Genomic DNA, 22,055 nt, shown 5'->3' with positions numbered 1-22,055 from the left:
AATGACGCAACAGAACCCCTCGTTTGAGGCACAGCTCAATGGCACCGAGAAATCCGCCAGTTTAGCCAGCTACATCACGCGGCGGCTCGCCGCCATCGGCACGATCTATGCGCTGGTATTCGGCGCGTTCCTGCTGCTCGCGTTTGCATGGAAAGAGGAAGCGAAGGATGGCAAGCCGGCGCTGAACCTCTTCTCCTACTTCGACAAAAGCGTCTTCGAGCCGGTCATGTCGACACCCGTGCAAGCGGCCGTCGCGGTGATCCTGCTGCTCCTGTGCGTGGACTGGCGTCTGGACGGCCGGCTGCCGGAGCGAATCGGGGGTACGCTGATCGTGGCCGCGCTGGTGGTGCCTGCCGTGTTCCTGCACGGCGACGCGCTGACCCTCGTGCTTGTCCGCTTCCTGCACGCGGTACTCCTGCTCGCATGCGGGCTGATCCTCGACCGCACCTTCGGTTACACCCGCGCGCATGCACGCAGCCAGTTCTACCTGACGCGCGTCGAGACGGTGAACCAGTACACGGACGAGGCGAAGAAAGAAGAGGAACTGCGCAAACTGGCCGAGGCGTGCGCGGTCGACAAGTACCGCGATTACGTCGGCGATACGTTCTTTACGCTCGATGCGCTGAAGGCAAAGCTCGGGAGTTGATTGCTGCCGGCGCGGCGAACGGCGCGAGCAGCAAGAAGAAGTCAGCGGAAATTACGGTGCGGCGGTGGCTGCCGCGCCGGCCGGTGCCGTCGTCCGCGCCGGTTCGCTCTCGTTACCGTCCCACAGGCGCTGCGCGGCGGCGCAGTCGAACGGCGGCAATGGTGCCGTGTCGAAGTGCAAGAGACGGACCACAAAACAAAAACGCCACCCGAAGGTGGCGTTTTTGTTGAATCTTGGTGGCCCGGGGCGGAATCGAACCACCGACACAAGGATTTTCAGTCCTCTGCTCTACCAACTGAGCTACCAGGCCAAGAGGCAGCATTATAGCAGGCAAATGCAGAGTTGCAAGAGTCCCCCGTGGATTTTGCTATCGTTGCGCTCGTCTCAAAGATCATTTGCCCAGCCGGTGGTTTTTCTCAACAAAGCGAAAAGGCATCATGTGCTCCTCGTCATCAAGGAGCGCACCATGCAACACATCATCCCCAGCATCGGCCTCGGCACATTCCGCCTGAAGGACCAGGTTGTCATCGATTCCGTCCGCACGGGCCTCGAACTGGGCTACCGGCACATCGACACGGCACAGATCTACGGCAACGAAGTGGAGGTTGGTGAAGCGATCGCCGCAAGCGGCGTACCGCGTGGCGAACTGTTCGTCACGACGAAGATCTGGACGGACAACCTGGCCGGCGACAAGCTCATTCCCAGCCTGAAGGACAGCCTGGCCAAGTTGAAGCTGGAGCAGGTCGACCTGACGCTGATCCACTGGCCGTCGCCGGGCGACGCGGTGCCTGTCGCGGAGTACATGCAGGCGCTGCTGGAGGCGCGCAATGCCGGGCTGACGGGCGCCATAGGCATCTCGAACTTCACGATCCGCCACATGCGCGAGGCGATCGCCGCGGTAGGCGCCGAAGCGATCGCGACGAACCAGGTCGAAATCCACCCGTTCCTGCAGAACCGCGCCGTCGCCGCGTTCGCGCGCGAGCATGGCATCCACGTAACGGCCTACATGCCGCTCGCCTATGGCAAGGTGATGCAGGACCCGGTCATTGCCCGCATCGCCGACCGGCTGCGTGCGACACCCGCCCAGGTGGCGCTGGCGTGGTCGCTGCGCCAGGGATATGCGGTGATCCCGTCGTCGACGCGGCGTGCCAACCTGGAGGCGAACCTGCGTGCCGCCAGCCTCGCGTTGACGGACGACGACATGGCCGCCATCGCCGCACTCGATGCGAACGAGCGGATCGCCAATCCGGAAGGCATCGCTCCGGCCTGGGACTAGCCTTGGACTGTCAGCGTGCAGGTTCCGCCGATAAGTCGGCGCCGTCGCCCGTGCGGCATGCCGCAGCGTCGTCGCCGGCTTCGGCATCGGCTACATAGGGTCTTCGTGGACTTCGCCTGTGCGAAGCGGTTCCCGCCAGCGTGTTGAACCGCCCGGCATTCGAGCGCGGCCTGTGCCCGTGAAAGTTATAATGGCAGGATGAACACGCCATCCTCTTCCAAACAGCACGTGCAGACGGCCGTCTGCATCGTCGGCAATGGCGCCATCGCGAAAACGGCCGCGCTGGCATTCGCCCAGGCTGGGCAGAGCGTTACCCTGCTCGGGCCGCCGCCGGCCCCGGCCGGCACGGGCCCCGAAGCGTCGTGGGACGTGCGCGTGTATGCGCTGAACCATACGGCATACGACCTGCTGTCAGGCCTGAAGGTCTGGGGCGCGATGGACCAGCAGCGCGTCGCGACGGTCGATGCGATGGTCGTCAAGGGCGATGGCGAGCAGCCCGGCCACCTCAACTTCGATGCCTACGGCGCCCATAAGGATGCGCTGGCGTGGATCGTCGAGGACCGCAACCTGAACCAGGCGCTCGATGCCGCGCTGCGCTTTGCCCAGAACGTGCACTTCGTGGCCGGCCGCGCCATCGCTTTGAAATGCGACGAGGAGGGCGCAACCGTGCAGCTCGAAGACGGCAGCGCGCTGAAGGCGGCCCTTGTCGTCGGTGCCGACGGCGCCCAGTCGTGGGTACGCGGCCAGTGCGACATCGGCCTCGATTACAAGCCTTACGGCCAGAAGGGCGTCGTCGCCAACTTCGATACCGAGCTGCCGCACCACGGCGCCGCACACCAGTGGTTCACGTGCGACCGCGGCATCGTCGCGCTGCTGCCGCTGCCGGGCAACCGCGTGTCGCTCGTGTGGTCCGCGCCGGACATGCTGGCCGACCAGCTGTGCAGCGAGGGCGCGCAGGCGCTGGCCGACCGGCTCGCCGAATTCGCCGCCGACAAACTGGGCAAACTGACCCCCGTGCAGCCGGAACTCGTGCGCGCGTTCCCGCTGTCGTTGATCCGCCCCCATTCGCTGGTGGCCCAGCGTGTCGCGCTGATCGGCGATGCCGCCCACGTCGTGCATCCGCTGGCCGGCCACGGCATGAACCTGGGCTTCGGCGACGTGCGTGACCTGGTGCGCGCCGTCGGCGAGTGCGAGGAACACCGCTCGATCGGCGACGAGCGCGTGCTGGCGCGCTATGCCCGCGCCCGCAAGGAGGAGGTATTGCTGATGCAAGCCACCACCGACGGCCTGCAACGGCTGTTCGGCGCGAATCTCGAACCGGTGCGCGCAGTGCGCAATTTCGGGCTAAACTTGCTCGATAAATTGCCAGTCGTAAAGCGCAAACTGATGTCGCACGCGCTCGGCCGGCACTGATCCCATCACCAGGGAGAGCGCCGCCGCGTTCTCCCGCCCGGAGAATCTATGAAAGTATTGAAGACCAGCCTCGTGCTGGCATCGGCGCTGCTGATGTCGTGCGCGGGCGCCGACAACGGCGTCGAAGCCACCATCCGCAAGAACGTCGAGCCCAAGCTGGGCGAAGACGTGAAGATCGATGCGATCCGCGAGACGCCGTACGCGGGGCTGTACGAGATCCGCATCGGCAACGAGATCCGCTACACGGACAAGACGGGCACCTACCTGTTCGTCGGCCATGTGTTCAGCCTGAAGACGAGCGAAGACCTGACGCAGGCCCGCATCGACGACATCAGCAAGATCAAGTTCTCCGACCTGCCGCTGGAACTGGCGCTGAAGACGGTGAAGGGCGACGGCAAGCGCGTGATCGCCGTGTTCGAAGACCCGAACTGCGGCTACTGCAAGCGCTTCCGCCAGCAGACCCTGGCGAAGATGGACAACATCACCGTGTACACGTTCATGTACAACATCCTGTCGCCCGATTCGTTGGTGAAGTCGAAGAACATCTGGTGCTCGGCCGATCGTAACCGCGCGTGGGACGACTGGATGGTCAACAACAAGCCGGCACCGTCCGCCCCGGCAGGCTGCGTGGCGCCGAACGACAAGGTGCTGGCGCTGGGCCGCAAGCTGGGCGTGCAGGGCACGCCGGCGCTGTTCTTCGCGGACGGCAGCCGCGTCCCCGGCGCGATCGACATGCAGGCGCTGGAAGAAAAACTGGCCACCATCAAGAAGTAATCCAGCCACCATCTGAAGCAGCAGGAAGCACCAAGCGGACATCAGAATCCGCGCATGCCGGCGCGACCCTCGGGCGCGCCGGCTTCGTTAACAGCTCTCTCGAGCAGCCGCAAACTAAGGAGCTATCCATGGTCACCTTGAACATCAACGGACGCGATACGCAGGTCGACGCCGATCCCTCGACGCCGATCCTGTGGGCGCTGCGCGATAACCTGAACATGACGGGAACGAAGTTCGGCTGCGGCGCCGCCTTGTGCGGCGCCTGCACCGTGCACCTGGGCGGGCAACCGATCCGCTCCTGTGTGACGCCGATCTCCGCCGCCGTCGGCCAGAAGATCACGACGATCGAAGCGATGGAACACGACAAGGTCGGCAAGGCCGTGCAGGATGCCTGGGTGAAGCACGACGTGCCGCAGTGCGGCTACTGCCAGAGCGGGCAGGTGATGAGCGCGACCGCGCTGCTGAAGACGAACAAGGCGCCGTCCGATGCGGACATCGACAACGCCATGGCCGGCAATATCTGCCGCTGCGGCACCTATCAACGGATCCGCGCTGCCATCAAGGATGCGGCCAAGACGATCGCCTGACGGAGGACACATGCGCAAAGAATGGTTCCACGACAGTAGTGCCGGTGCTGCCGGCGCTGAAGGTATATCGCGCCGCGGCTTCATCAAGGCGGCCGGTGCCGGCCTCGTGCTCGGCTTCACGGTGACGGGTGGCGGCCGCATGGCCCGCGCCGCGGCACCGAAGCCTTCCGAACAACCGAATGCGTTCCTGCGCATCGCGCCGGACAACACGATCACTGTGCAGGTCAATCGCCTCGAATTCGGCCAGGGCGTGCAGACGGCGCTGCCGATGCTGATCGCCGAGGAGCTCGATGCCGACTGGTCGCAGATCCGCGGCGCGCTGGCGCCGGCCGGCGAGGCCTACAAGGACCCGTCGTTCGGCATCCAGATCACCGGCGGTTCCGGCTCGGTCGCCCACTCGTGGGTGCAGTACCGCGAGATCGGTGCGAAGGCGCGTGCGATGCTCGTCGCTGCCGCCGCCGAGGAATGGAAGGTGCCCGCCAGCCAGGTCAAGGCGGTAAAGGGCATGCTGACCGGCCCGAACGGCCGCAAGGCCACGTACGGCCAGATGGCCGACGCGGCGATGCGCCAGCCGGTGCCGGAGCACGTGGTGCTGAAGAACGTCGAGAAATTCCGCTTCATCGGCAAGCCGATGCCGCGGCTGGACGCGCGCGCGAAATCGAACGGCAGCCAGCAGTTCGGCATGGACTTCAAGCCGGCCGGCGCGAAGGTGGCCGTGGTCGCCCGTCCGCCCGTGTTCGGCGCGAAGGTCAAGCAGTTCGACGCCGCGCAGGCGAAGAAGATCAAGGGTGTGGTGGCCGTACTGCCCGTCGAGACGGACCGCGGCGGCAGCGGCGTGGCCGTGATCGCGGACGGCTACTGGCCGGCCAAGCAGGGCCGCGACGCGCTGTCGATCGACTGGGACACGAGCGCCGTCGAGAAGGTCAGCAGCGAGCAGCAGATGGCCGAGTTCCGCGCGCTGGCCGCCAAGCCGGGCACCGTGGCGAAGCAGGCCGACACGTCGAAGCTGGCGGCCGCGCCGAAGAAGATATCGGCCGTCTATGAATTCCCGTACCTGGCGCATGCGCCGATGGAGCCGCTGAACTGCGTCGTCGACCTGAAGAAGGATGGCTGCACGATCTGGGCCGGCAGCCAGTTCCAGACGATGGACCAGGCCGCGGCCGCGAAGGCGGCCGGCCTGAAGCCGGAGCAGGTGACGCTGAACACGATGACGGCTGGTGGCGGCTTCGGCCGGCGTGCCACGCCGACGTCCGACTACATCGTCGAAGCCGTCAACGTGGCCAAGGCCTACGGCAAGGCGGGCCACGCGGGCCCGGTGAAGGTGATCTGGAGCCGCGAGGACGACATCAAGGGCGGCTACTACCGGCCGTCGCACGTGCATCGCGCCGAACTGGGGCTCGATGCGCAAGGCAATATCGTCGGCTGGGATCACACGATCGTCGGCCAGTCGATCATCACCGGTTCGCCGTTCGAGCCGATGATGGTGAAGAACGGCGTCGATGCGACGATGGTCGAAGGCATGGGCGAGCCGTACAAGGTGCCGCTGAACCTTTCCGTTCACAACGCCAAGGCGAACGTGCCGGTGCTGTGGTGGCGCTCCGTCGGCTCGACCCACACGGCATTCGTGATGGAGACGCTGATCGACGAGGCGGCCGTCGCCGCCGGTGTCGACCCGGTGGCCTACCGCAAGAAGCTGATCCCGGCCGAGCATCAACGGCATCACCTGGCGCTGGATCTCGCCGTCGGCAAGTCCGGCTACGGCACCGTCAAGCTGCCGGCGGGGCAGGCGTACGGCGTGGCGCTGCACGAGTCGTTCAACACGGTGGTCGCGTACGTCGTCACGGCCTCCGTGGAGAACGGCACGCCGAAGCTGCACAAGGTGACGGCGGCCGTGCATTGCAACCAGCCCGTCAACCCGCTGACGATCGAGGCGCAGGTGCAGGGCGCGATCCTGATGGCCGTCGGCACGACGCTGCCGGGCGCCGCGATCACGCTGAAGGATGGTAAGGTGGAACAGAACCAGCTCAGCGATTACACCGTGGCGCGCATGCCGGACATGCCGCAGGTCGAGGTGCACATCGTGCCGTCGACCGAGCCGCCGACCGGCGTGGGCGAACCGGGCCTGCCGCCGCTGGCACCCGCGTTCGCGAATGCACTGTTCCGCCTGACGGGCAAGCGGTTGCGCAAGCTGCCGTTCGACCTGGCGGCCGCCGCCGCGCCGCAGGCGGCGTAACGGTGCCCGGCATCGTCGGCATTCTGCTGGCGGCCGGCCGCGGCCGCCGCTTCGATCCGCTGGGGCAGCGCAACAAGCTGCTGCAGCCGGTCGATGGCGGCGAGGCCGTCGTGGCCGCCAGTGCCCGGCACTTGCTGGCGGCGCTGCCGCACGTGGTTGCCGTGGTGCGACCGGATGACGACGCCGTGGCCGCGCAGCTGGCGGCACTCGGTTGCAACGTGACTGTGTGCGGCGCTGCGGACAGCGGCATGGCCGCGTCGCTGGTGCATGGCCTGCGCCAGGCGCCGGACGCACAGGGATGGCTGGTGGCGCTGGGCGACATGCCCCGCGTGCGGCCGGCAACGATCGCCGCGCTGGCGCTGGCGGTCGAACAGGGCGCGGACATCGCCGTGCCCGTGTACCAGGAACAGCGCGGCAATCCGGTGGCCTTCGGCCGCCGCCACTTGCCGCAGCTGCTCGCGCTCACCGGAGACCAGGGCGCGCGCGGCATCGTCAGGAACCAAACCGTCAACGAAGTCGCGGTGGACGATCCGGGCATCCTGCTCGACGTCGATACGCCGCTCGATCTGCAATGAAGAAAAAAACCTCGCTCAAGAACAAGACCCCGATCAAGCTGGCGCCGGTGAGCCGGCCCGTTGCGACCCGCGCCGCCGCGCCGGACGTCGCGTATGCGATCGTGCCGAAGGATCTCGCCGCCCACCTGTTCGAGGTGACGCTGACCGTGCGCCGGCCCGCCGCGGACGGCCAGGTGCTGGTGCTGCCGGCCTGGATCCCGGGCAGCTACATGATCCGCGAATTCTCGCGCAACATCGTGCGCATCCACGCCGAGGTGGATGGCGCAGCCGTGCCGTTGACGAAGCTCGACAAGCATTCGTGGCGGGCACCCGCCGTGACCGGGCCGCTGGTGGTGCGCTACGAAGTGTACGCATGGGACCTGTCGGTCCGTGCCGCGCACCTGGACCAGACGCACGGCTTCTTCAACGGCACCAGCGTGTTCCTGCGCGTGGTGGGCCAGGAGGAAGTGCCGCACGTGGTGGACATCGTCCGCCCGGCCGACGAAGCAGCGCGCACGTGGCGCGTGGCCACCGCGCTGCCGGAGCTGAAGGCGAAGCGCTACGGCTTCGGCACGTATGTGGCGGCCGATTACGATGAGCTGATCGACAGCCCCGTCGAGATGGGCGACTTCGCGCTGGCGACGTTCACGGCGCATGGCGTGCCGCACGATATCGTCATCACGGGGCGGGTACCGAACCTGGACATGGCGCGGCTGTGCGCCGACCTGAAGGCGATCTGCGAAACCCAGATCGCGTTCTTCGAGCCGAAGACGAAGAAGGCGCCGATGGACCGCTACGTGTTCATGACCCTCGCTGTCGGCGACGGCTACGGCGGCCTGGAACACCGCGCATCGACGGCGCTGATCTGCGCCCGCGCCGACCTGCCGACGACTGCAACCCAGGGCAAGGAGCGCAGCGAGGGCTATGTGAAGTTCCTCGGCCTGTGCAGCCACGAGTACTTCCATACGTGGAACGTGAAGCGCATCAAGCCTGCCGTGTTCGCGCCGTACGACCTGCAGGTGGAGAACTACACGCCGCTCCTGTGGCTGTTCGAAGGCTTCACGAGCTATTACGACGACCTGTTCCTCGTCCGCTCCGGCATGATCACGGAACAGGCGTACTACAAGACGCTGGGCAAGACGGTCGGCAGCGTGCTGCGCGGCGCCGGCCGCACCAAGCAGAGCGTGGCCGATTCCAGCTTCGACGCCTGGGGAAAGTACTACCGGCAGGATGAGAACGCGCCGAACGCGATCGTCAGCTACTACGCCAAGGGCTCGCTGGTGGGCCTCGGGCTGGACCTGACGATCCGCGCGAAGACGGGCGGCAAGCGCTCGCTGGACGACATCATGCTGGCGCTGTGGCAGCGCTACGGACGCGACTTCTATCCGGACGGCCGCCGCGGCGTGACCCCGGCCGACGTCGAAGCGCTGTTCGACGAGATCAGCGGCATGAAGCTGAAGAGCTACTTTGAAAAATACATCCGCGGCACCGAAGACGTGCCGCTGGCGAAGCTGCTGGCACCGTTCGGCGTCAAGTACACGGACGAGCGCAAATCGCGCAAGCCGAGCCTGGACGCGAACATCGGCCGCGATGGCGCCGACGCGAAGCTGTCGGCTGTCCACGAGGGCGGTGCCGCGCATCGCGCCGGCCTGTCGGCGGGCGACCTGCTGGTGGCGATCGACGGCCTGCGCGTGACCGGCAATCCGGCCAATCTCGATACGCTGCTGGCCCGCTACCAGGTCGGCGACACCATCGAGGTGCATGCGTTCCGGCGCGACGAGCTGATGACGTTCGCCGTGCAGCTGCAGGGCGATCGCGTGCCCGGCATCACGCTGGCACTCGATGCGGAGCGCAAGCTGGCCGTCGCGCGCCCGACGATGCAACGCTGACGTGCGGCTGCTGGACCCATTCAGCGTCGTGCTGATGGCGGCGCTGATGTGCGCCGTGATGAGTGCCGTGCTGTTCGGCGCGCGCCGCGGCTTTCCCGCCGAGGTGCGCGGCATCAGCCACTGGGGCGCCGCGCTGGCGGTGCAGGTGTTGTCCGCGTTCTGCTTCGCGCTACGCGGCTCGCTGCCCGACCTGCTCGTGCTGCCCATTGCGAACGTGCTGTTCGTGTTCGGGAACGGCTTGTGCCTGATGGGGCTGCAGCGCTTCTACGGCTTGGCCAGGGGCTGGCTCATGCTGGGCGGTGCCTGTGGCTTCGCGCTGGCGGGCATGCTGTACTTCCTGATCGTGTCGCCCGATTACGCGGCGCGGGTAGTGTGGATGGCGCTGCCGATGACGCTGATAAACGGCACCATGCTGCTGCTCGTGCTGCGGCACGGCCGGCGCAAGCTCGCCACGTGGTTCTTCGGCTCGCTCATCTCCATCAACACGTCGCTCATCGCGATCCGCGGCATCCTCGCGTTGACGCACGGCCCGGCCGTGGTGGACGTTACCCGGCCCGGCGTGTTCCAGGGCTTTTACCTGGCGATCACGGCGCTGCAACCGGCGTTGCTGTCCGTGGGCTTCCTGATGGTGGCGTACGAGCGCATGCGCATCATCCTCGAACGCCGCTCGGCCAGCGACCCGCTGACCGGCGTGTTCAACCGGCGCGGCTTCGGCGAAGCCTATGCCCGCGAGGTGGCGCGGATGGCCCGCATGCGCCAGCGTTCGCGCTCGCTGGCGCTGTTGTGCGTCGATCTGGACTACTTCAAGCGCATCAACGACCGGTACGGCCACGCGGAAGGCGATCGCGTGCTGGTGAGCGTGGCCCAGATGATCTCCGCCGCGCTGCGCGAGACCGACGTGCTGGCGCGCTTCGGCGGCGAGGAATTCAGCGTGCTGCTGCCGGAGACGGACCTGAAGCGCGCCCTCGGCGTCGCCCATCGCATCCAGGCCATGCTGCGCGAAGCCTGCGCCGGCGACCTGCCATCGTGCACGGCGAGCATCGGCGTGGCCGTCCAGTCCGACCCCGCCGAAGGCCTTGAGCCACTGATGAGCCGCGCCGACGCCGCGCTGTACCGCGCAAAGGAAAACGGTCGCGACCGCATCGAAGCGGGCCGCGCCGCCGCCTGACCTTCAACCCGCCAACATTTCCAACTTCGAGGGACTGTCCCACAATTCCGGAAATATTTCCTCAAACGAGGGACAGTCCCGCCCCGCGCAGCAACAGTCTTCGTTGTTTTGGTGTGACGTTTTGGTCGAATCGGCGCGGTGCTTCAGGGGCGTCTCCCGGCGCTTCACTCTGACGGCGAGATGTTGCCAAAATTCGGGGACTGTCCCTCGATTCAGGAAATATTTCCAGAAGCGAGGGACAGTCCCCAGTGGTGAAGCAACGGTTTTTGTTGGGTTGTTGCGACGTTTTAGTCGAACAGGCGGCGCAGTTCGGTGCCGGGGTTGGCGGCGCGCATGAACGCTTCGCCGACGAGGAAGCCGTGCACGTTCGCGGTGCGCATGCGGGCGACGTCGTCGCGCGACAGGATGCCGGACTCGGTGATCACCATCCGCTCGGCCGGGATGCGTGGCAGCAGGTTCAGCGTCGTGTCCAGCGAGACGTCGAACGTGCGCAGGTTGCGGTTGTTGATGCCGATGAGGTTCGTCTTCAGTGTCAAAGCGGCCGTCAGCTCGTCGCCGTCGTGCGATTCGACCAGCACGTCCATCCCCAGCTCGTGCGCGCATGCTTCCATCTCGGCCATCAGGCCGTGATCGAGCCCGGCGACGATCAGCAGGATGCAGTCCGCGCCCATCGCGCGCGCTTCATACACTTGGTACATATCGACCAGGAAGTCCTTGCGCAGCACGGGCAGCGTGCACGCGGCGCGCGCGGCCTTCAGGTACTCGGTCGAGCCCTGGAAGAACTGCTCGTCCGTCAGCACGGACAGGCATGCCGCGCCACCTTCCGCGTAGCTGGCAGCGATGTCGGCCGGACGGAAGTCCGCGCGCAGCACGCCTTTCGACGGCGAAGCCTTCTTCACTTCCGCGATCACACCCGCGGCGCCTGCGCCAATGCGATCGCGCAGGCTCGCTTCGAAGCCGCGGATGGCGGCGCGCGATTCGCGGTCGCCTTCGACGTCGGCGCGCAGGCTCGCAAGGCTGCGGTGCTTCTTGGCGGCCGCCACTTCGTCGGCCTTCACGGCCAGGATCTTGTTCAGGATGTCGGACATGGTTTTCTTAATGACGATCGGCCAGCGCGAGACGCGCGCCGAGCACGAGGAACAGGCTGCCGGTGACGCGGTTCAGCCACAGCGCGACCAGCGGTTTGACTTTCAGCCGCGCGCTGGCGAACGCCGTGAACAGTGCCAGGCCGTTACACCACAACATGCCGTTGAAATTGAAGATGCAGCCGAGGATCACGAACGCCAGCGGCTTGTTCGTCGCATCAGCGTCGATGAACTGCGGCACGAACGCGAGGAAGAACAGCGCCACCTTCGGGTTCAGCACATTGGTCAGGAAGCCCTGCGCATAGATGCGGCGCAAGGGCAGGGGCGGCGGTGGCGGCGGCGCGTCCACGGCCTCGGACCGAAGCCGTGCGCGCAGCATGCCGATGCCGCACCAGACGATGTACGCCGCGCCCACCCACTTCACCACCGTGAACGCCGTCGCGGACGTGGCCAGCAGCGCGGATAACCCTACTGCCGCCGCCAGCACGTGCACCATCGTGCCCGTGCCGATGCCCAGCGCGGCGGCAACGCCGGCACGCCAGCCCTGCGCCGCACTGCGTGCCATGATCAGTAGGGAATCGGGGCCGGGCATGATGTTCAGCAGCAGCCCCGAAACGATGAAGAGACCCAGGTCGTGGATGCCGAACATGGTGCCCCGTCAGTTGTTGGCGCCGAGCGCCTGGGTGACTTCGACGAACTGCTTCAGCTTCGCCAGCGCCGCGCCCGATTCGATCGCATGCCTTGCCTTGATGAGGCCCACCTCGATCGACGGCGTCACGCCGGCCGCATACAGCGCCGTGCCGGCATTGAGCGCGACGATGTCCGTCGCGGCCCCCGTCTCGCCGGACAGCACGCCCAGCACCTTGGCCTTCGATTCGGCCGCGTTGGCCACCTTCAGGTTGCGGCTCGCGATCATCGCCAGGCCGAAGTCTTCCGGATGGATTTCGTACTCGCGGATCTCGCCGTCGACCAGTTCGCCGACCATCGTGCCGGCGCCCAGCGACACCTCGTCCATATTGTCGCGGCCATACACGACGAGGGCATGCTGCGCACCGAGGCGCTGCAGCACGCGCACCTGGATGCCGACGAGGTCCGGATGGAACACGCCCATCAGGATGTTCGGCGCGCCGGCGGGGTTCGTCAGCGGGCCCAGGATGTTGAAGATCGAGCGCACGCCCAGCTCGCGGCGCACCGGCGCCACGTGCTTCATCGCCGTGTGGTGGTTCGGCGCGAACATGAAGCCGATACCCGTCTGCGCGATCGACTGCGCGATCTGTTCCGGTTTCAGGTTGATGTTGGCGCCCAGCGATTCGATGAGGTCCGCACTGCCGGACGACGACGACACGCTGCGCCCGCCGTGCTTGGCGATGCGTGCGCCGGCGGCGGCGGCAACGAACATCGCCGCGCTGCTGATGTTGAACGTGTGCGCACCGTCGCCGCCGGTGCCGACGATGTCCAGCAGGTTCGTCGTGTCGGCCATCGGCACCTTGGTCGAGAACTCGCGCATCACCTGGGCGGCGGCGGTGATCTCGCCGATGGTTTCCTTCTTCACGCGCAGGCCCATCGTCAGCGCGGCCACCATCACGGGCGACATCTCGCCGCTCATGATCTGGCGGAACAGGTGCAGCATCTCGTCGTGGAAGATCTCGCGGTGCTCGATGCAGCGGATCAGGGCTTCCTGGTGAGTGATCGGCATGGCGTTATCCTTGGCGGTCGAGGAAATTCTTCAGCATGGCGTGGCCATGCTCGGAGAGGATCGATTCGGGGTGGAACTGCACACCCTCGATGTCGTATTCCTTGTGACGCACGCCCATGATTTCACCGTCGTCCGTCCATGCCGTCACTTCCAGGCACGCCGGCAGCGACGCGCGCTCGATCGCCAGCGAGTGGTAGCGGATCACCGTGAAGGGGCTCGGCAAGTCCTTGAACACGCCGACACCCGTGTGCGCGATCGGCGACGTCTTGCCGTGCATGACTTCCTTGGCGCGGATGATCTTGCCGCCGAACGCTTCGCCGATCGCCTGGTGGCCCAGGCACACGCCGAGGATCGGCTTCTTGCCGGCGAAGTGCTTCAGCACGTCCACCGAGATGCCTGCCTGCGCCGGCGCCTTCGGGCCGGGCGAGATGCAGATGCGGTCCGGGTTCAAGGCCTCGATCTGTTCGATCGTGATTTCATCGTTGCGGTAGACCCGCACGTCCTCACCGAGCTCGCCGAAGTACTGCACGATGTTGTAGGTGAAGGAGTCGTAATTGTCGATCATCAGCAGCATGTCAGAACTCCCCATCCAGGCCATCTTGCACTTGCTCGGCCGCGCGCAGCACGGCGCGCGCCTTGTTTTCCGTTTCCTGCCATTCCATCTCGGGTATCGAGTCGGCGACGACGCCGGCCGCGGCCTGCACGTAAAGCATGCCGTCCTTGATGACGCCCGTGCGGATCGCGATCGCCACATCCATCTCGCCGCCGAACGACAGGTAGCCGCAGGCGCCGCCGTAGATGCCGCGCTTGCTGATCTCCAGCTCGTCGATCACTTCCATCGCATGCACCTTCGGCGCACCGGTCAGCGTGCCGGCCGGGAAGGTGGCGCGCAGCACGTCGAGGTTCGACATGCCGGACTTCAGCCGGCCTTCGACGTTCGACACGATGTGCTGCACGTGCGAGTATTTTTCGATGACCATCTTGTCCGTGACCTTCACGCTGCCCGTCTCCGAGATGCGTCCCAGGTCGTTGCGGGCCAAGTCGATCAGCATCACGTGCTCGGCGACCTCCTTCGGATCGGCGAGCAGTTCCTCGGCCAGCTGCGCATCCTTTTCCGGCGTGCTGCCGCGCGGGCGCGTGCCGGCGATCGGGCGCAGCGTGACCTTCTTCTCGCCGTCCGGCAGGGTCTCGTTGCGGACCAGGATCTCAGGCGATGCGCCGACGATCTGCATGTCGCCGAAGTTATAGAAGTACATGTACGGCGACGGGTTCAGCGAGCGCAGCGCGCGGTACAGCGACAGCGGCGAATCGACGTACGGCTTCCTGATCCGCTGGCCGATCTGCACCTGCATCAGGTCGCCCGCCATGATGTATTCCTTCGCCTTCAGCACGGCGGCCAGATACGCTTCCTTGTCGAAGTCGCGGATCGTTTCGGTACGCACGGACGACGACGTCACCGGCGCATCGACGCCGCGGCGCAGCAGCGCCTTCAGGTCCTTCAGCCGCTGGCGCGCCTTCGAATAGGATTCCGGCTGCGTCGTATCGGCATACACGATCAGATACAGCTTGCCGGACAGGTTGTCGATGACGGCCAGTTCTTCCGTGACCATCAGCTGGATGTCCGGCAGGCCCAGGTCGTCCTTCTGCGCGCTGTTGGCGAGCTTCTTCTCGATGAAGCGCACCGTGTCGTAGCCGAAGTAGCCGGCCAGGCCGCCGACGAAGCGCGGCATGCCCGGGCGTAGCGCCACCTTGAAGCGGGCCTGGTACTGTTCGATGAATTCGAGGGGATTGCCGTCGTGCGTTTCGACGACTTCGCCGTTCTGCAGGATCTCGGTATGGCTGCCCGTCGTGCGCAGCAGCGTCTTCGCGGGCAGGCCGATGAACGAATAGCGGCCGAAGCGCTCGCCGCCGACGACGGACTCCAGCAGGAACGTGTTCTTGCCGGCGTTCTGCGTCTGCGCCAGTTTCAGGTACAGCGACAGCGGCGTTTCCAGGTCAGCGAACGCTTCCGCGATCAGGGGGATACGGTTGTAGCCTTGCGTGGCCAGCGATTTGAATTCGAGTTCGGTCATGCTTCTCTCCAAGCCGCCACCCGACAATCAATGTCTACACCAAGATATGGTGGTGGCGGTGAGGTTCAAAAAACCTGCCGGGAGAGTGCTAGGAAGGGATAAGTCGAGCGAAGTCTCCGACGGCAGCAATCAATGTGGCTTAGTTAGCCCAGGATTGCCAGCGTCGCCACAGCCAGGCCTCGATGGAGCCCCGGTGAGTAACGTTGTGTCTTTTGTTCAGAAACATCGTTGATGACGACCGTAACAGGTTTGACGTTTTAGCCGAAATTCAGCTGTGGTTGTGCGAGTTGATAAGCTCAGCCGCATGAAGCAGCGTGTCAACTATACCATCGGAATCCGTCTCGTGTATAGACTCTCCGTGGTTATAACCATATGGTACCGTCAGCACCGGGCAACCGGCCGCGCGGGCGGCCTGCGCATCGTTCGACGAGTCGCCGATCGCCACCACCTGCTCCGGCGGCAGGCCGAAGTACTCGCAGGCTTTCAGCAGCGGCAGCGGGTCCGGCTTCTTCTTCGCGAACGAGTCGCCGCCGTAGATCACTTCGAAATAGCCGTCCAGTTCCTTCAGCTTCAACAGCGGCAGCGCGAACGCCAGCGGCTTGTTCGTCACGCAGGCGAGGCGGATGCCGGCATCCTTCAGTTCCGTCAGGCCGGCCGCCACGTCCGGATACAGCGTGCTGTGGTGGCCATTGATGGCCAGGTAGTGGCGTTGATACGCGTCCATCGCGGCGGCGAAGTGCTGCTCGACGGCTTCGTCGTCATGGTCCAGCGAGAGCACGCTGCGGATCAGGTTTTCGGAACCTTTACCCACCATGTTCTTGATCTGCTCCGCCGTGATCGGCGCCAATCCCAGCTCGCCGCGCATGCGGTTGATCGCAACGTGGAAGTCGGGCACGGTGTCGAGCATCGTGCCGTCCAGGTCGATGATGGCGGCGCGGACGCCGGCGAGGGGATGGGGCGCCGTCATGGTTACACCGCCGCCAGTTGGGTGCGCATCGCGTCGATCACGGCCTTGTAGTCGGGCTGGCCGAAGATCGCCGAACCGGCCACGAACGTGTCAGCACCGGCCTTCGCGGCGGCGGCGATGTTCTCGACCTTGATGCCGCCGTCGACTTCCAGCATGATGTCGCGGCCCGATTCGTCGATCAGGCGGCGTGCCTGTTCGATCTTCTTCAGTGCCTGCGGAATGAACGACTGGCCGCCGAAGCCGGGGTTCACCGACATAATCAGGATCATGTCTACCTTGTCCATCACGTGCTCGAGGTAGGACAGCGGCGTGGCCGGGTTGAATACGAGGCCGGCCTTGCAGCCGTGGTCGCGGATCAGCTGCAGCGAACGGTCGATGTGGTCGGAAGCCTCGGGGTGGAACGTGATGATGTTCGCGCCCGCCTTGGCGAAGTCGGGAATGATGCGGTCGACGGGCTTGACCATCAGGTGCACGTCGATCGGCACCTGCACGTGCGGGCGGATCGCCTGGCAGACCAGCGGGCCGACGGTAAGGTTCGGCACATAGTGATTGTCCATCACGTCGAAGTGGATGATGTCGGCGCCGGCGGCGACGACGTTACGCACTTCCTCGCCGAGGCGGGCGAAGTCGGCGGACAGGATGCTGGGGGCGATGCGGAAAGTAGTCATGACAACATGGGTAGAAAAAAGATGCGCTATTTTACGCCGCTCCTCCGTTATCTGCGGTACGCGGCTTGCGCGCGCCGCCGAAATCGGGTGCAATGTGAGCCCGAATTAATAAAACGCCATATTTGATTTTTTGGCACCAGCCCAGTAGCGAGGAACATCGATGGCCCAATATGAATTCGCTGTGTCGGTCAGGACGCAGTACCTGCCCGAGCAGTCCGACCCCGACCGCACCAACTTCGTGTTCACGTATTCGATCACGATCAAGAACGTCGGGACGGTGGCCGCACAGCTGATCTCGCGCCACTGGATCATCACGGACGCGAACAACCACAAGCAGGAAGTGCGCGGCCTCGGCGTCGTCGGGCACCAGCCGCTGTTGCAGCCGGGCGAGCAGTTCGAGTACACCAGCGGCACGGCGCTGCAGACCCCGCAGGGTTCGATGGTGGGCGAATACTTCTGCGTGGCCGAGGACGGCCATCAGTTCGAAGCGAAGATCCCGGAATTCATCCTGTCGCTGCCGCACACCCTGCACTGACGGCGTCAGCCCGCTGTGCGTGCGGCGGGCGAGCCTATATCATTCAGGCTGGTCCGGCCGTTCGGCCGGCGGCGTCTTTTTCTTGCGCGGCAGCGTCCACCAGACGATGAAGACGAACAGGAACAGCGCCACCAATGCCTCGATCATCAGATACCACATACAGCCCCCATGTCTTTTGCACGCCGTAGTCTACCCCGTTCTTCCCGGTTTCTCGTCCTTGGCGGCTTGCTGGCCGCGCTGCTGGCCGGTTGTGTGACGCCGCCCAAGCCGGCGCCCGCACCGGTGCCTCAGCCGGTACCCCAACCCGTTCCGCAACCGGTGCCGCCCACACCGGCGCCGCCGGCCCCGCCGGCCCGGACCGCTTTCGTGCCCGCGTCGTTCGCCGACCTGCCCGGCTGGCAGCGCGACGACGTGCGCGCCGCCTGGCCGGCGTTCCAGTCGTCCTGCGCCGTGATCGGCAAGCGGGCCGAGTGGAAGGAAGTGTGCGGCATCGCCCGTACCGTGAACGGCGACGACGAGCGCGCGGTGCGCCTGTTCCTGGAGACGTTCCTGCAGCCACACCGCGTGATCGCACCGGACGGTGCCGATACCGGCCTCGTGACCGGCTATTACGAACCGCTGCTGCGCGGTTCGCGCAAGCAGGTCGGCCCGTACCAGACCCCGCTGCACAAGGTGCCGGACGACCTGCTGACGATCGACCTCGCCACCGTCTACCCGGACCTGAAGGGCAAGCGCGTGCGCGGCCGGCTGCAGGGCCGCAAGGTCGTGCCGTATGCGACGCGCGAAGAGATCGCACGCACCGAGTTGAAGGGCAGGGAGCTGCTGTGGGTGGACGACCCGGTCGAAGCGTTCTTCCTCGAGGTGCAAGGCTCCGGCCGGGTGCAGCTCGACACGGGCGAGACGGTGCGCGTGGCCTACGCGGACCAGAACGGCCATCCGTATAAATCGATCGGCAAATGGCTGATCGAGCAGGGCGAGCTGACGCCGGAGCAGGCGTCCGCGCAGGGCATCAAGGCGTGGATCGCCGGCCACCCGACCCGCCGCCAGGAACTGTTCAACACGAATCCGAGCTATGTGTTCTTCAGGGAGGAAAAGCTGCCCGACCCCAGCGTGGGGCCGAAGGGATCGCTGGGCATGGCGTTGACGCCGCAGCGTTCGGTGGCGATCGATGCTTCGCAGATGCCGCTCGGCGTGCCGTTGTACCTGGCGACGACGCAGCCGGCCAGCGACATCCCGCTGCAGCGCCTCGTGATGGCGCAGGATACGGGCGGCGCCATCAAGGGCGCCATCCGGGTGGACTTCTTCTTCGGGTTCGGGACCGAGGCGGCGGAGAACGCTGGGCGGATGAAGCAGAGCGGCCAGGTCTGGGTGCTGCTGCCGCGGCCCACCCGCTGACTACGTCCGGGAGGCGGCGCGTCAGCGCAGCACGAGCACCGGCAGCGTCGTGTGGGCGAGCACCTTCTGCGTCTCGCTGCCGAGGAACAGCTTGTTCAGGCCCTTGCGGCCATGCGACGCCATGACGATGATGTCGCAATTGTGCTTTTCCGCCGCCTTGACGATTTCCTCGTAGGGATTGTGCGAGTTGCCGACGACGCCTTCGAACGGCACGCCGCCGGCGGCACAGGCCGCGGCCACTTTGGCCAGGTGCGTCTGCGCGGCCGACTTCAACTGGGTTTCAAACACTTCCGCATCCGGCACGACGGCGCCGCCATCCGACAGCGGGACGAACGGGAACGGCTGGGCAACGCACACGCCGACAATGCGGGCACCGTGCACCTTGGCGAATTGCACCGCGGTGGCGGTGGCTTTTTCCGACAGCGGCGAGCCGTCGGTGGGTAACAGGATGTTCTTGAACATGGCGGTCCCCTTGCAAGTTAGGCAACTGGGAGTGTAGAACCGCCGCCTGTTCAGGGGCGCACGCTTCGCCGTCCGCTCAGGGGCGCACGCCGCGGATGGCGCGCGAAGACAGCATCGCCGCCGTCAGCAGCAGGCCGCCACCGGCCACGCAGTACAGCGCCGCGCGCAAGCCGAAGCGGTCGGCCAGGTAGCCGGCCGCCAGCGCGCCCAGCGGCGCCACCGCGACGGTCAGGAAGCGCATCGTCGACACCATCCGGCCCAGCATCTCGTCCGGCGTGATCTTCTGCCGCAGCGACGTGTACGGCACGAGGAACAGGATCACGCCGCAATCGACGAAGAACGTGAGGACGGCCAGCGCCGCGGCCGAGCCGTTGGTGGTGCCGAACAGGTTGGCGGGAATCGTCGGCACCAGCACGAAGCCGAGCGCCGTCGACGCGATCCCGCACAGCATCGTGATACCGGCACCCCAGCGGCGGTTCAGGGTACGCAGCAGGAACGAGCTGGCGAGCACGCCGGCGCCGCCGACGATGTTCGTCGCGCCCAGCATGCCGGCCGAGAGACCCAGGTCGCGCGTCGCATACAGTACGAGCAGCGCCTGGTAGCCATAGAAGATCACGTGCCAGAAGCCGGCCAGCCACGCGAGCGTGCGCAGCAGCGGCTGGCTGCCGATGAACAGGAAGCCGTCGTGGATGTCGCGCAGCGGATGTTTGTCGCTGGGGACGGGCGCCGGCTCCCGCACCGTCATCTGCGTGAGGTTGCGCAGGCAGATGAAGAACGTGGCCGCGTCGACGAGGATGGCGACGGGCGCCGTCAGTGCCTGGATCAGCACACCGGCGAGGCCCGGCGCCAGCAGCCGCGAGATCGAATCCGTCGTGATGAAGCGCGACTGCGCCTCGATGATGCGGTCGCGCCCGACGAGCAGGGTCAGGAAAATCTGGTCGGCGCCGCCGCCGATCACCGAGCAGGTGCCGACCGTCGCCGCGACCAGGTACAGCCAGGGCATGCCCAGCAAGTCCAGCCACCACGCAACCGCGATCGACGCGAGTGCGAGGCCGTTGACGGCTTTGCTGGCCAGCAGGATCGGCAGCTTGCGGCTGCGGTCCAGCAGCACCCCGGCTGGCAGCGCGAACAGCGCGAATGGAATCGCCTGCGACGCGGTCAGGATGCCCATCTGCGCCGGTGTCGCGTGCAACAGAAGGGCGGCGCACAGCGGCAGCGCCATCGCGCCGATTTGCGCGCCAAAGCTTGTCAGCACCACGTTCGCCCAGTAGCGGCGGAAGTTGGGATCGGCCAGCAGCGCATCGCTGCGCCAGCGCTCGGTGATGGAGGAGAAAAGGTTGGCGGGCATCGGTCATCCGATCATAGCAGCGGCTGGGGGATGACGCTACAATCGCCCGATCGAACCGTCCTGGGAGACAAGCATGCAATATGAAGACCTGATCGTCGAAGTCCACGGCAAGGTGGCGCTGATCCGCCTGAACCGGCCGAAGGCGCTGAACGCGCTGAACGACCGCATGATGAACGAGCTGGGCGAAGCGTTCACCCTGTTCGACGAGGATCCGCAGATCGGTTGCATCGTGTTGTCCGGCAGCGAGAAGGCGTTCGCGGCTGGCGCGGACATCCCGGCGATGATCGATTACACGTACCAGGACACGTACCGCGACGACTACATCACCCGCAACTGGGAACACATCCTGAAAGTACGCAAGCCGGTGATCGGCGCCGTGGCCGGCTATGCACTGGGCGGCGGTTGCGAGCTGGCGATGATGTGCGACTTCATCATCGCGGCCGACAGCGCGAAGTTCGGCCAGCCGGAAATCAAGATCGGCGTCACGCCGGGCGCCGGTGCCACGCAGCGGCTGCCTCGGGCGATCGGCAAGGCCAAGGCGATGGACATGCTGCTGACCGCGCGCACGATCGATGCGGCGGAGGCGGAGCGCACCGGGCTGGTGTCGCGGGTGGTCCCGGCGGACAAGCTGATCGAAGAGGCGCTGGCCGTGGCCGCGACGATCGCCGCGATGCCGCTGTCGGTCGCCATGCAGATCAAGGAAGCGGTGAACCGCGCGTACGAAGTGCCGCTGACGGAAGGGGTGCGTTACGAGCGCCGCATGTTCCATGCCGCGTTCGGTACGCCGGCACAACGCGAAGGGATGCACGCCTTCCTCGAAAAACGCTTGCCAAACTTCGAGGGGCTTTGATATAGTTCTGTCCCTCGCAGCAACGCAGCTGTCACGAAAGTGAAACAAGCAGCTTGATGTGAGAAAGAGAGAAGCTTGACGAAACGCACGAAACACCGCATAATTTCGCTTCTCTGCTGCTGACAAACACAACGATTTGTCGCTAACGTAGCAAGGCCTGTAAGGGCAGAATTCTTTAACAATCAACAGTCGATAAGTGTGGGCGTTTGATGATGTGCCCGGCAGCTGGTCTGCCGAAGCTCAAAACATATAGCATCAAATGCTCGCACAAAATACGTATCCATCTTCGGATGGATCGTCAGTATTTTGAGTGGGCGACCTCCGGCAGCGATGCCGGAAAAACAGAGATTAAACTGAAGAGTTTGATCCTGGCTCAGATTGAACGCTGGCGGCATGCTTTACACATGCAAGTCGAACGGCAGCGCGGGCTTCGGCCT

The 22,055-nt window shown here is 65.6% G+C and carries 22 protein-coding genes, 1 tRNA gene and 1 rRNA gene; 13 read left to right on the top strand and 11 right to left on the bottom strand.

From position 1 onward, the window contains the following. The first annotated feature begins 1 nt into the window (after position 1). Positions 2–646, top strand: a complete 645-nt coding sequence (locus IP92_RS18035; protein WP_145877565.1) for a hypothetical protein — start codon at positions 2–4, stop codon at positions 644–646. 51 nt (positions 647–697) lie between these two features. Here IP92_RS18035 and IP92_RS29945 read toward each other — a convergent pair whose 3' ends face one another. Next, positions 698–838, bottom strand: coding sequence for a hypothetical protein (locus tag IP92_RS29945; protein WP_158206790.1), 141 nt, complete (start codon positions 836–838; stop codon positions 698–700). Between the two features lie 42 nt (positions 839–880). Then, positions 881–956 (bottom strand) — tRNA-Phe (locus tag IP92_RS18030). A gap of 156 nt (positions 957–1,112) precedes the next feature. Here IP92_RS18030 and dkgB point away from each other — a divergent pair. The 8 genes from dkgB (at position 1,113) to IP92_RS17990 (ending at position 10,540) form a co-directional block, all read left to right on the top strand. After that, the gene (dkgB, locus tag IP92_RS18025; protein WP_158206791.1) at positions 1,113–1,922 is read left to right on the top strand and encodes a 2,5-didehydrogluconate reductase DkgB; all 810 of its coding nucleotides are present in this window, start codon (positions 1,113–1,115) and stop codon (positions 1,920–1,922) included. 198 nt (positions 1,923–2,120) lie between these two features. Beyond that, entirely contained in the window at positions 2,121–3,335 is a 1,215-nt protein-coding gene (locus tag IP92_RS18020; protein ID WP_145877561.1) for an FAD-dependent monooxygenase, read from the top strand. Positions 3,336–3,383: 48 nt separating this feature from the next. Then, positions 3,384–4,109, top strand: a complete 726-nt coding sequence (locus tag IP92_RS18015; protein WP_145877559.1) for a DsbC family protein — start codon at positions 3,384–3,386, stop codon at positions 4,107–4,109. Positions 4,110–4,237: 128 nt separating this feature from the next. Next, positions 4,238–4,696 carry a (2Fe-2S)-binding protein gene (locus tag IP92_RS18010; protein ID WP_145877557.1) on the top strand — a complete coding sequence of 153 codons (459 nt, stop codon included), beginning with the start codon at positions 4,238–4,240 and terminating at the stop codon, positions 4,694–4,696. A 10-nt stretch (positions 4,697–4,706) separates the two neighbouring features. After that, entirely contained in the window at positions 4,707–6,929 is a 2,223-nt protein-coding gene (locus IP92_RS18005; protein ID WP_145877555.1) for a xanthine dehydrogenase family protein molybdopterin-binding subunit, read from the top strand. Between the two features lie 2 nt (positions 6,930–6,931). Then, complete coding sequence (locus IP92_RS18000; protein ID WP_145877552.1) at positions 6,932–7,504, top strand: nucleotidyltransferase family protein; 573 nt, start codon at positions 6,932–6,934, stop codon at positions 7,502–7,504. Further along, positions 7,501–9,372, top strand: a complete 1,872-nt coding sequence (locus IP92_RS17995) for a M61 family metallopeptidase (RefSeq protein WP_145877550.1) — start codon at positions 7,501–7,503, stop codon at positions 9,370–9,372. The genes IP92_RS18000 and IP92_RS17995 overlap by 4 nt, the downstream gene beginning before the upstream one ends. Before the next feature lies 1 nt (position 9,373). Then, positions 9,374–10,540 (top strand): GGDEF domain-containing protein, encoded by a 1,167-nt coding sequence (locus IP92_RS17990; protein WP_158206792.1) that lies wholly within the window; start codon positions 9,374–9,376, stop codon positions 10,538–10,540. Positions 10,541–10,827: 287 nt separating this feature from the next. Here the strand turns inward: IP92_RS17990 and trpC are convergent, their stop codons facing one another. From trpC to rpe, 7 genes are all read right to left on the bottom strand, one after another. Next, positions 10,828–11,628: an indole-3-glycerol phosphate synthase TrpC gene (trpC, locus tag IP92_RS17985; protein ID WP_145877546.1), complete on the bottom strand. Its 801-nt coding sequence runs from the start codon at positions 11,626–11,628 to the stop codon at positions 10,828–10,830. Positions 11,629–11,635: 7 nt separating this feature from the next. Further along, positions 11,636–12,274 (bottom strand): LysE family translocator, encoded by a 639-nt coding sequence (locus tag IP92_RS17980; protein WP_145877544.1) that lies wholly within the window; start codon positions 12,272–12,274, stop codon positions 11,636–11,638. Positions 12,275–12,283: 9 nt separating this feature from the next. Further along, positions 12,284–13,321, bottom strand: coding sequence for an anthranilate phosphoribosyltransferase (gene trpD / locus IP92_RS17975; RefSeq protein WP_145877542.1), 1,038 nt, complete (start codon positions 13,319–13,321; stop codon positions 12,284–12,286). Positions 13,322–13,325: 4 nt separating this feature from the next. After that, positions 13,326–13,895, bottom strand: coding sequence for an aminodeoxychorismate/anthranilate synthase component II (locus tag IP92_RS17970; RefSeq protein ID WP_145877539.1), 570 nt, complete (start codon positions 13,893–13,895; stop codon positions 13,326–13,328). Position 13,896: 1 nt separating this feature from the next. Continuing rightward, positions 13,897–15,393, bottom strand: coding sequence for an anthranilate synthase component I (gene trpE / locus IP92_RS17965; RefSeq protein ID WP_145877537.1), 1,497 nt, complete (start codon positions 15,391–15,393; stop codon positions 13,897–13,899). A gap of 268 nt (positions 15,394–15,661) precedes the next feature. Beyond that, positions 15,662–16,360 carry a phosphoglycolate phosphatase gene (locus IP92_RS17960; protein ID WP_145877535.1) on the bottom strand — a complete coding sequence of 233 codons (699 nt, stop codon included), beginning with the start codon at positions 16,358–16,360 and terminating at the stop codon, positions 15,662–15,664. Positions 16,361–16,362: 2 nt separating this feature from the next. Then, positions 16,363–17,028 carry a ribulose-phosphate 3-epimerase gene (gene rpe / locus IP92_RS17955; RefSeq protein WP_145877533.1) on the bottom strand — a complete coding sequence of 222 codons (666 nt, stop codon included), beginning with the start codon at positions 17,026–17,028 and terminating at the stop codon, positions 16,363–16,365. Positions 17,029–17,188: 160 nt separating this feature from the next. Between rpe and apaG the strand changes: the two genes are divergently transcribed. Together apaG and mltA are read left to right on the top strand one after the other, a co-directional pair. Continuing rightward, positions 17,189–17,563 (top strand): Co2+/Mg2+ efflux facilitator ApaG/CorD, encoded by a 375-nt coding sequence (gene apaG, locus IP92_RS17950; protein ID WP_145877530.1) that lies wholly within the window; start codon positions 17,189–17,191, stop codon positions 17,561–17,563. 168 nt (positions 17,564–17,731) lie between these two features. Further along, entirely contained in the window at positions 17,732–18,958 is a 1,227-nt protein-coding gene (gene mltA / locus IP92_RS17945) for a murein transglycosylase A (protein ID WP_145877528.1), read from the top strand. 21 nt (positions 18,959–18,979) lie between these two features. On the opposite strand, the gene IP92_RS17940 is transcribed toward mltA, so the two are convergent. After that, positions 18,980–19,420: a universal stress protein gene (locus tag IP92_RS17940; RefSeq protein WP_145877525.1), complete on the bottom strand. Its 441-nt coding sequence runs from the start codon at positions 19,418–19,420 to the stop codon at positions 18,980–18,982. 76 nt (positions 19,421–19,496) lie between these two features. After that, a complete protein-coding gene (locus IP92_RS17935) occupies positions 19,497–20,768 on the bottom strand; it encodes an MFS transporter (protein WP_229418835.1) in 1,272 nt (423 codons plus the stop codon). 73 nt (positions 20,769–20,841) lie between these two features. On the opposite strand from IP92_RS17935, the gene IP92_RS17930 reads away from it, so the two are divergent. Further along, positions 20,842–21,618: an enoyl-CoA hydratase gene (locus IP92_RS17930; RefSeq protein WP_145877522.1), complete on the top strand. Its 777-nt coding sequence runs from the start codon at positions 20,842–20,844 to the stop codon at positions 21,616–21,618. A 350-nt stretch (positions 21,619–21,968) separates the two neighbouring features. Next, positions 21,969–22,055, top strand: a 16S ribosomal RNA gene (locus tag IP92_RS17925); the annotation flags it as partial.

The organism is Pseudoduganella flava (assembly GCF_007830495.1).
Lineage (GTDB): Bacteria > Pseudomonadota > Gammaproteobacteria > Burkholderiales > Burkholderiaceae_D > Rugamonas > Rugamonas flava.
The sequence above is the reverse complement of the archived record's forward strand: the minus strand, read 5'-3'. Positions and strand labels throughout refer to the sequence as shown.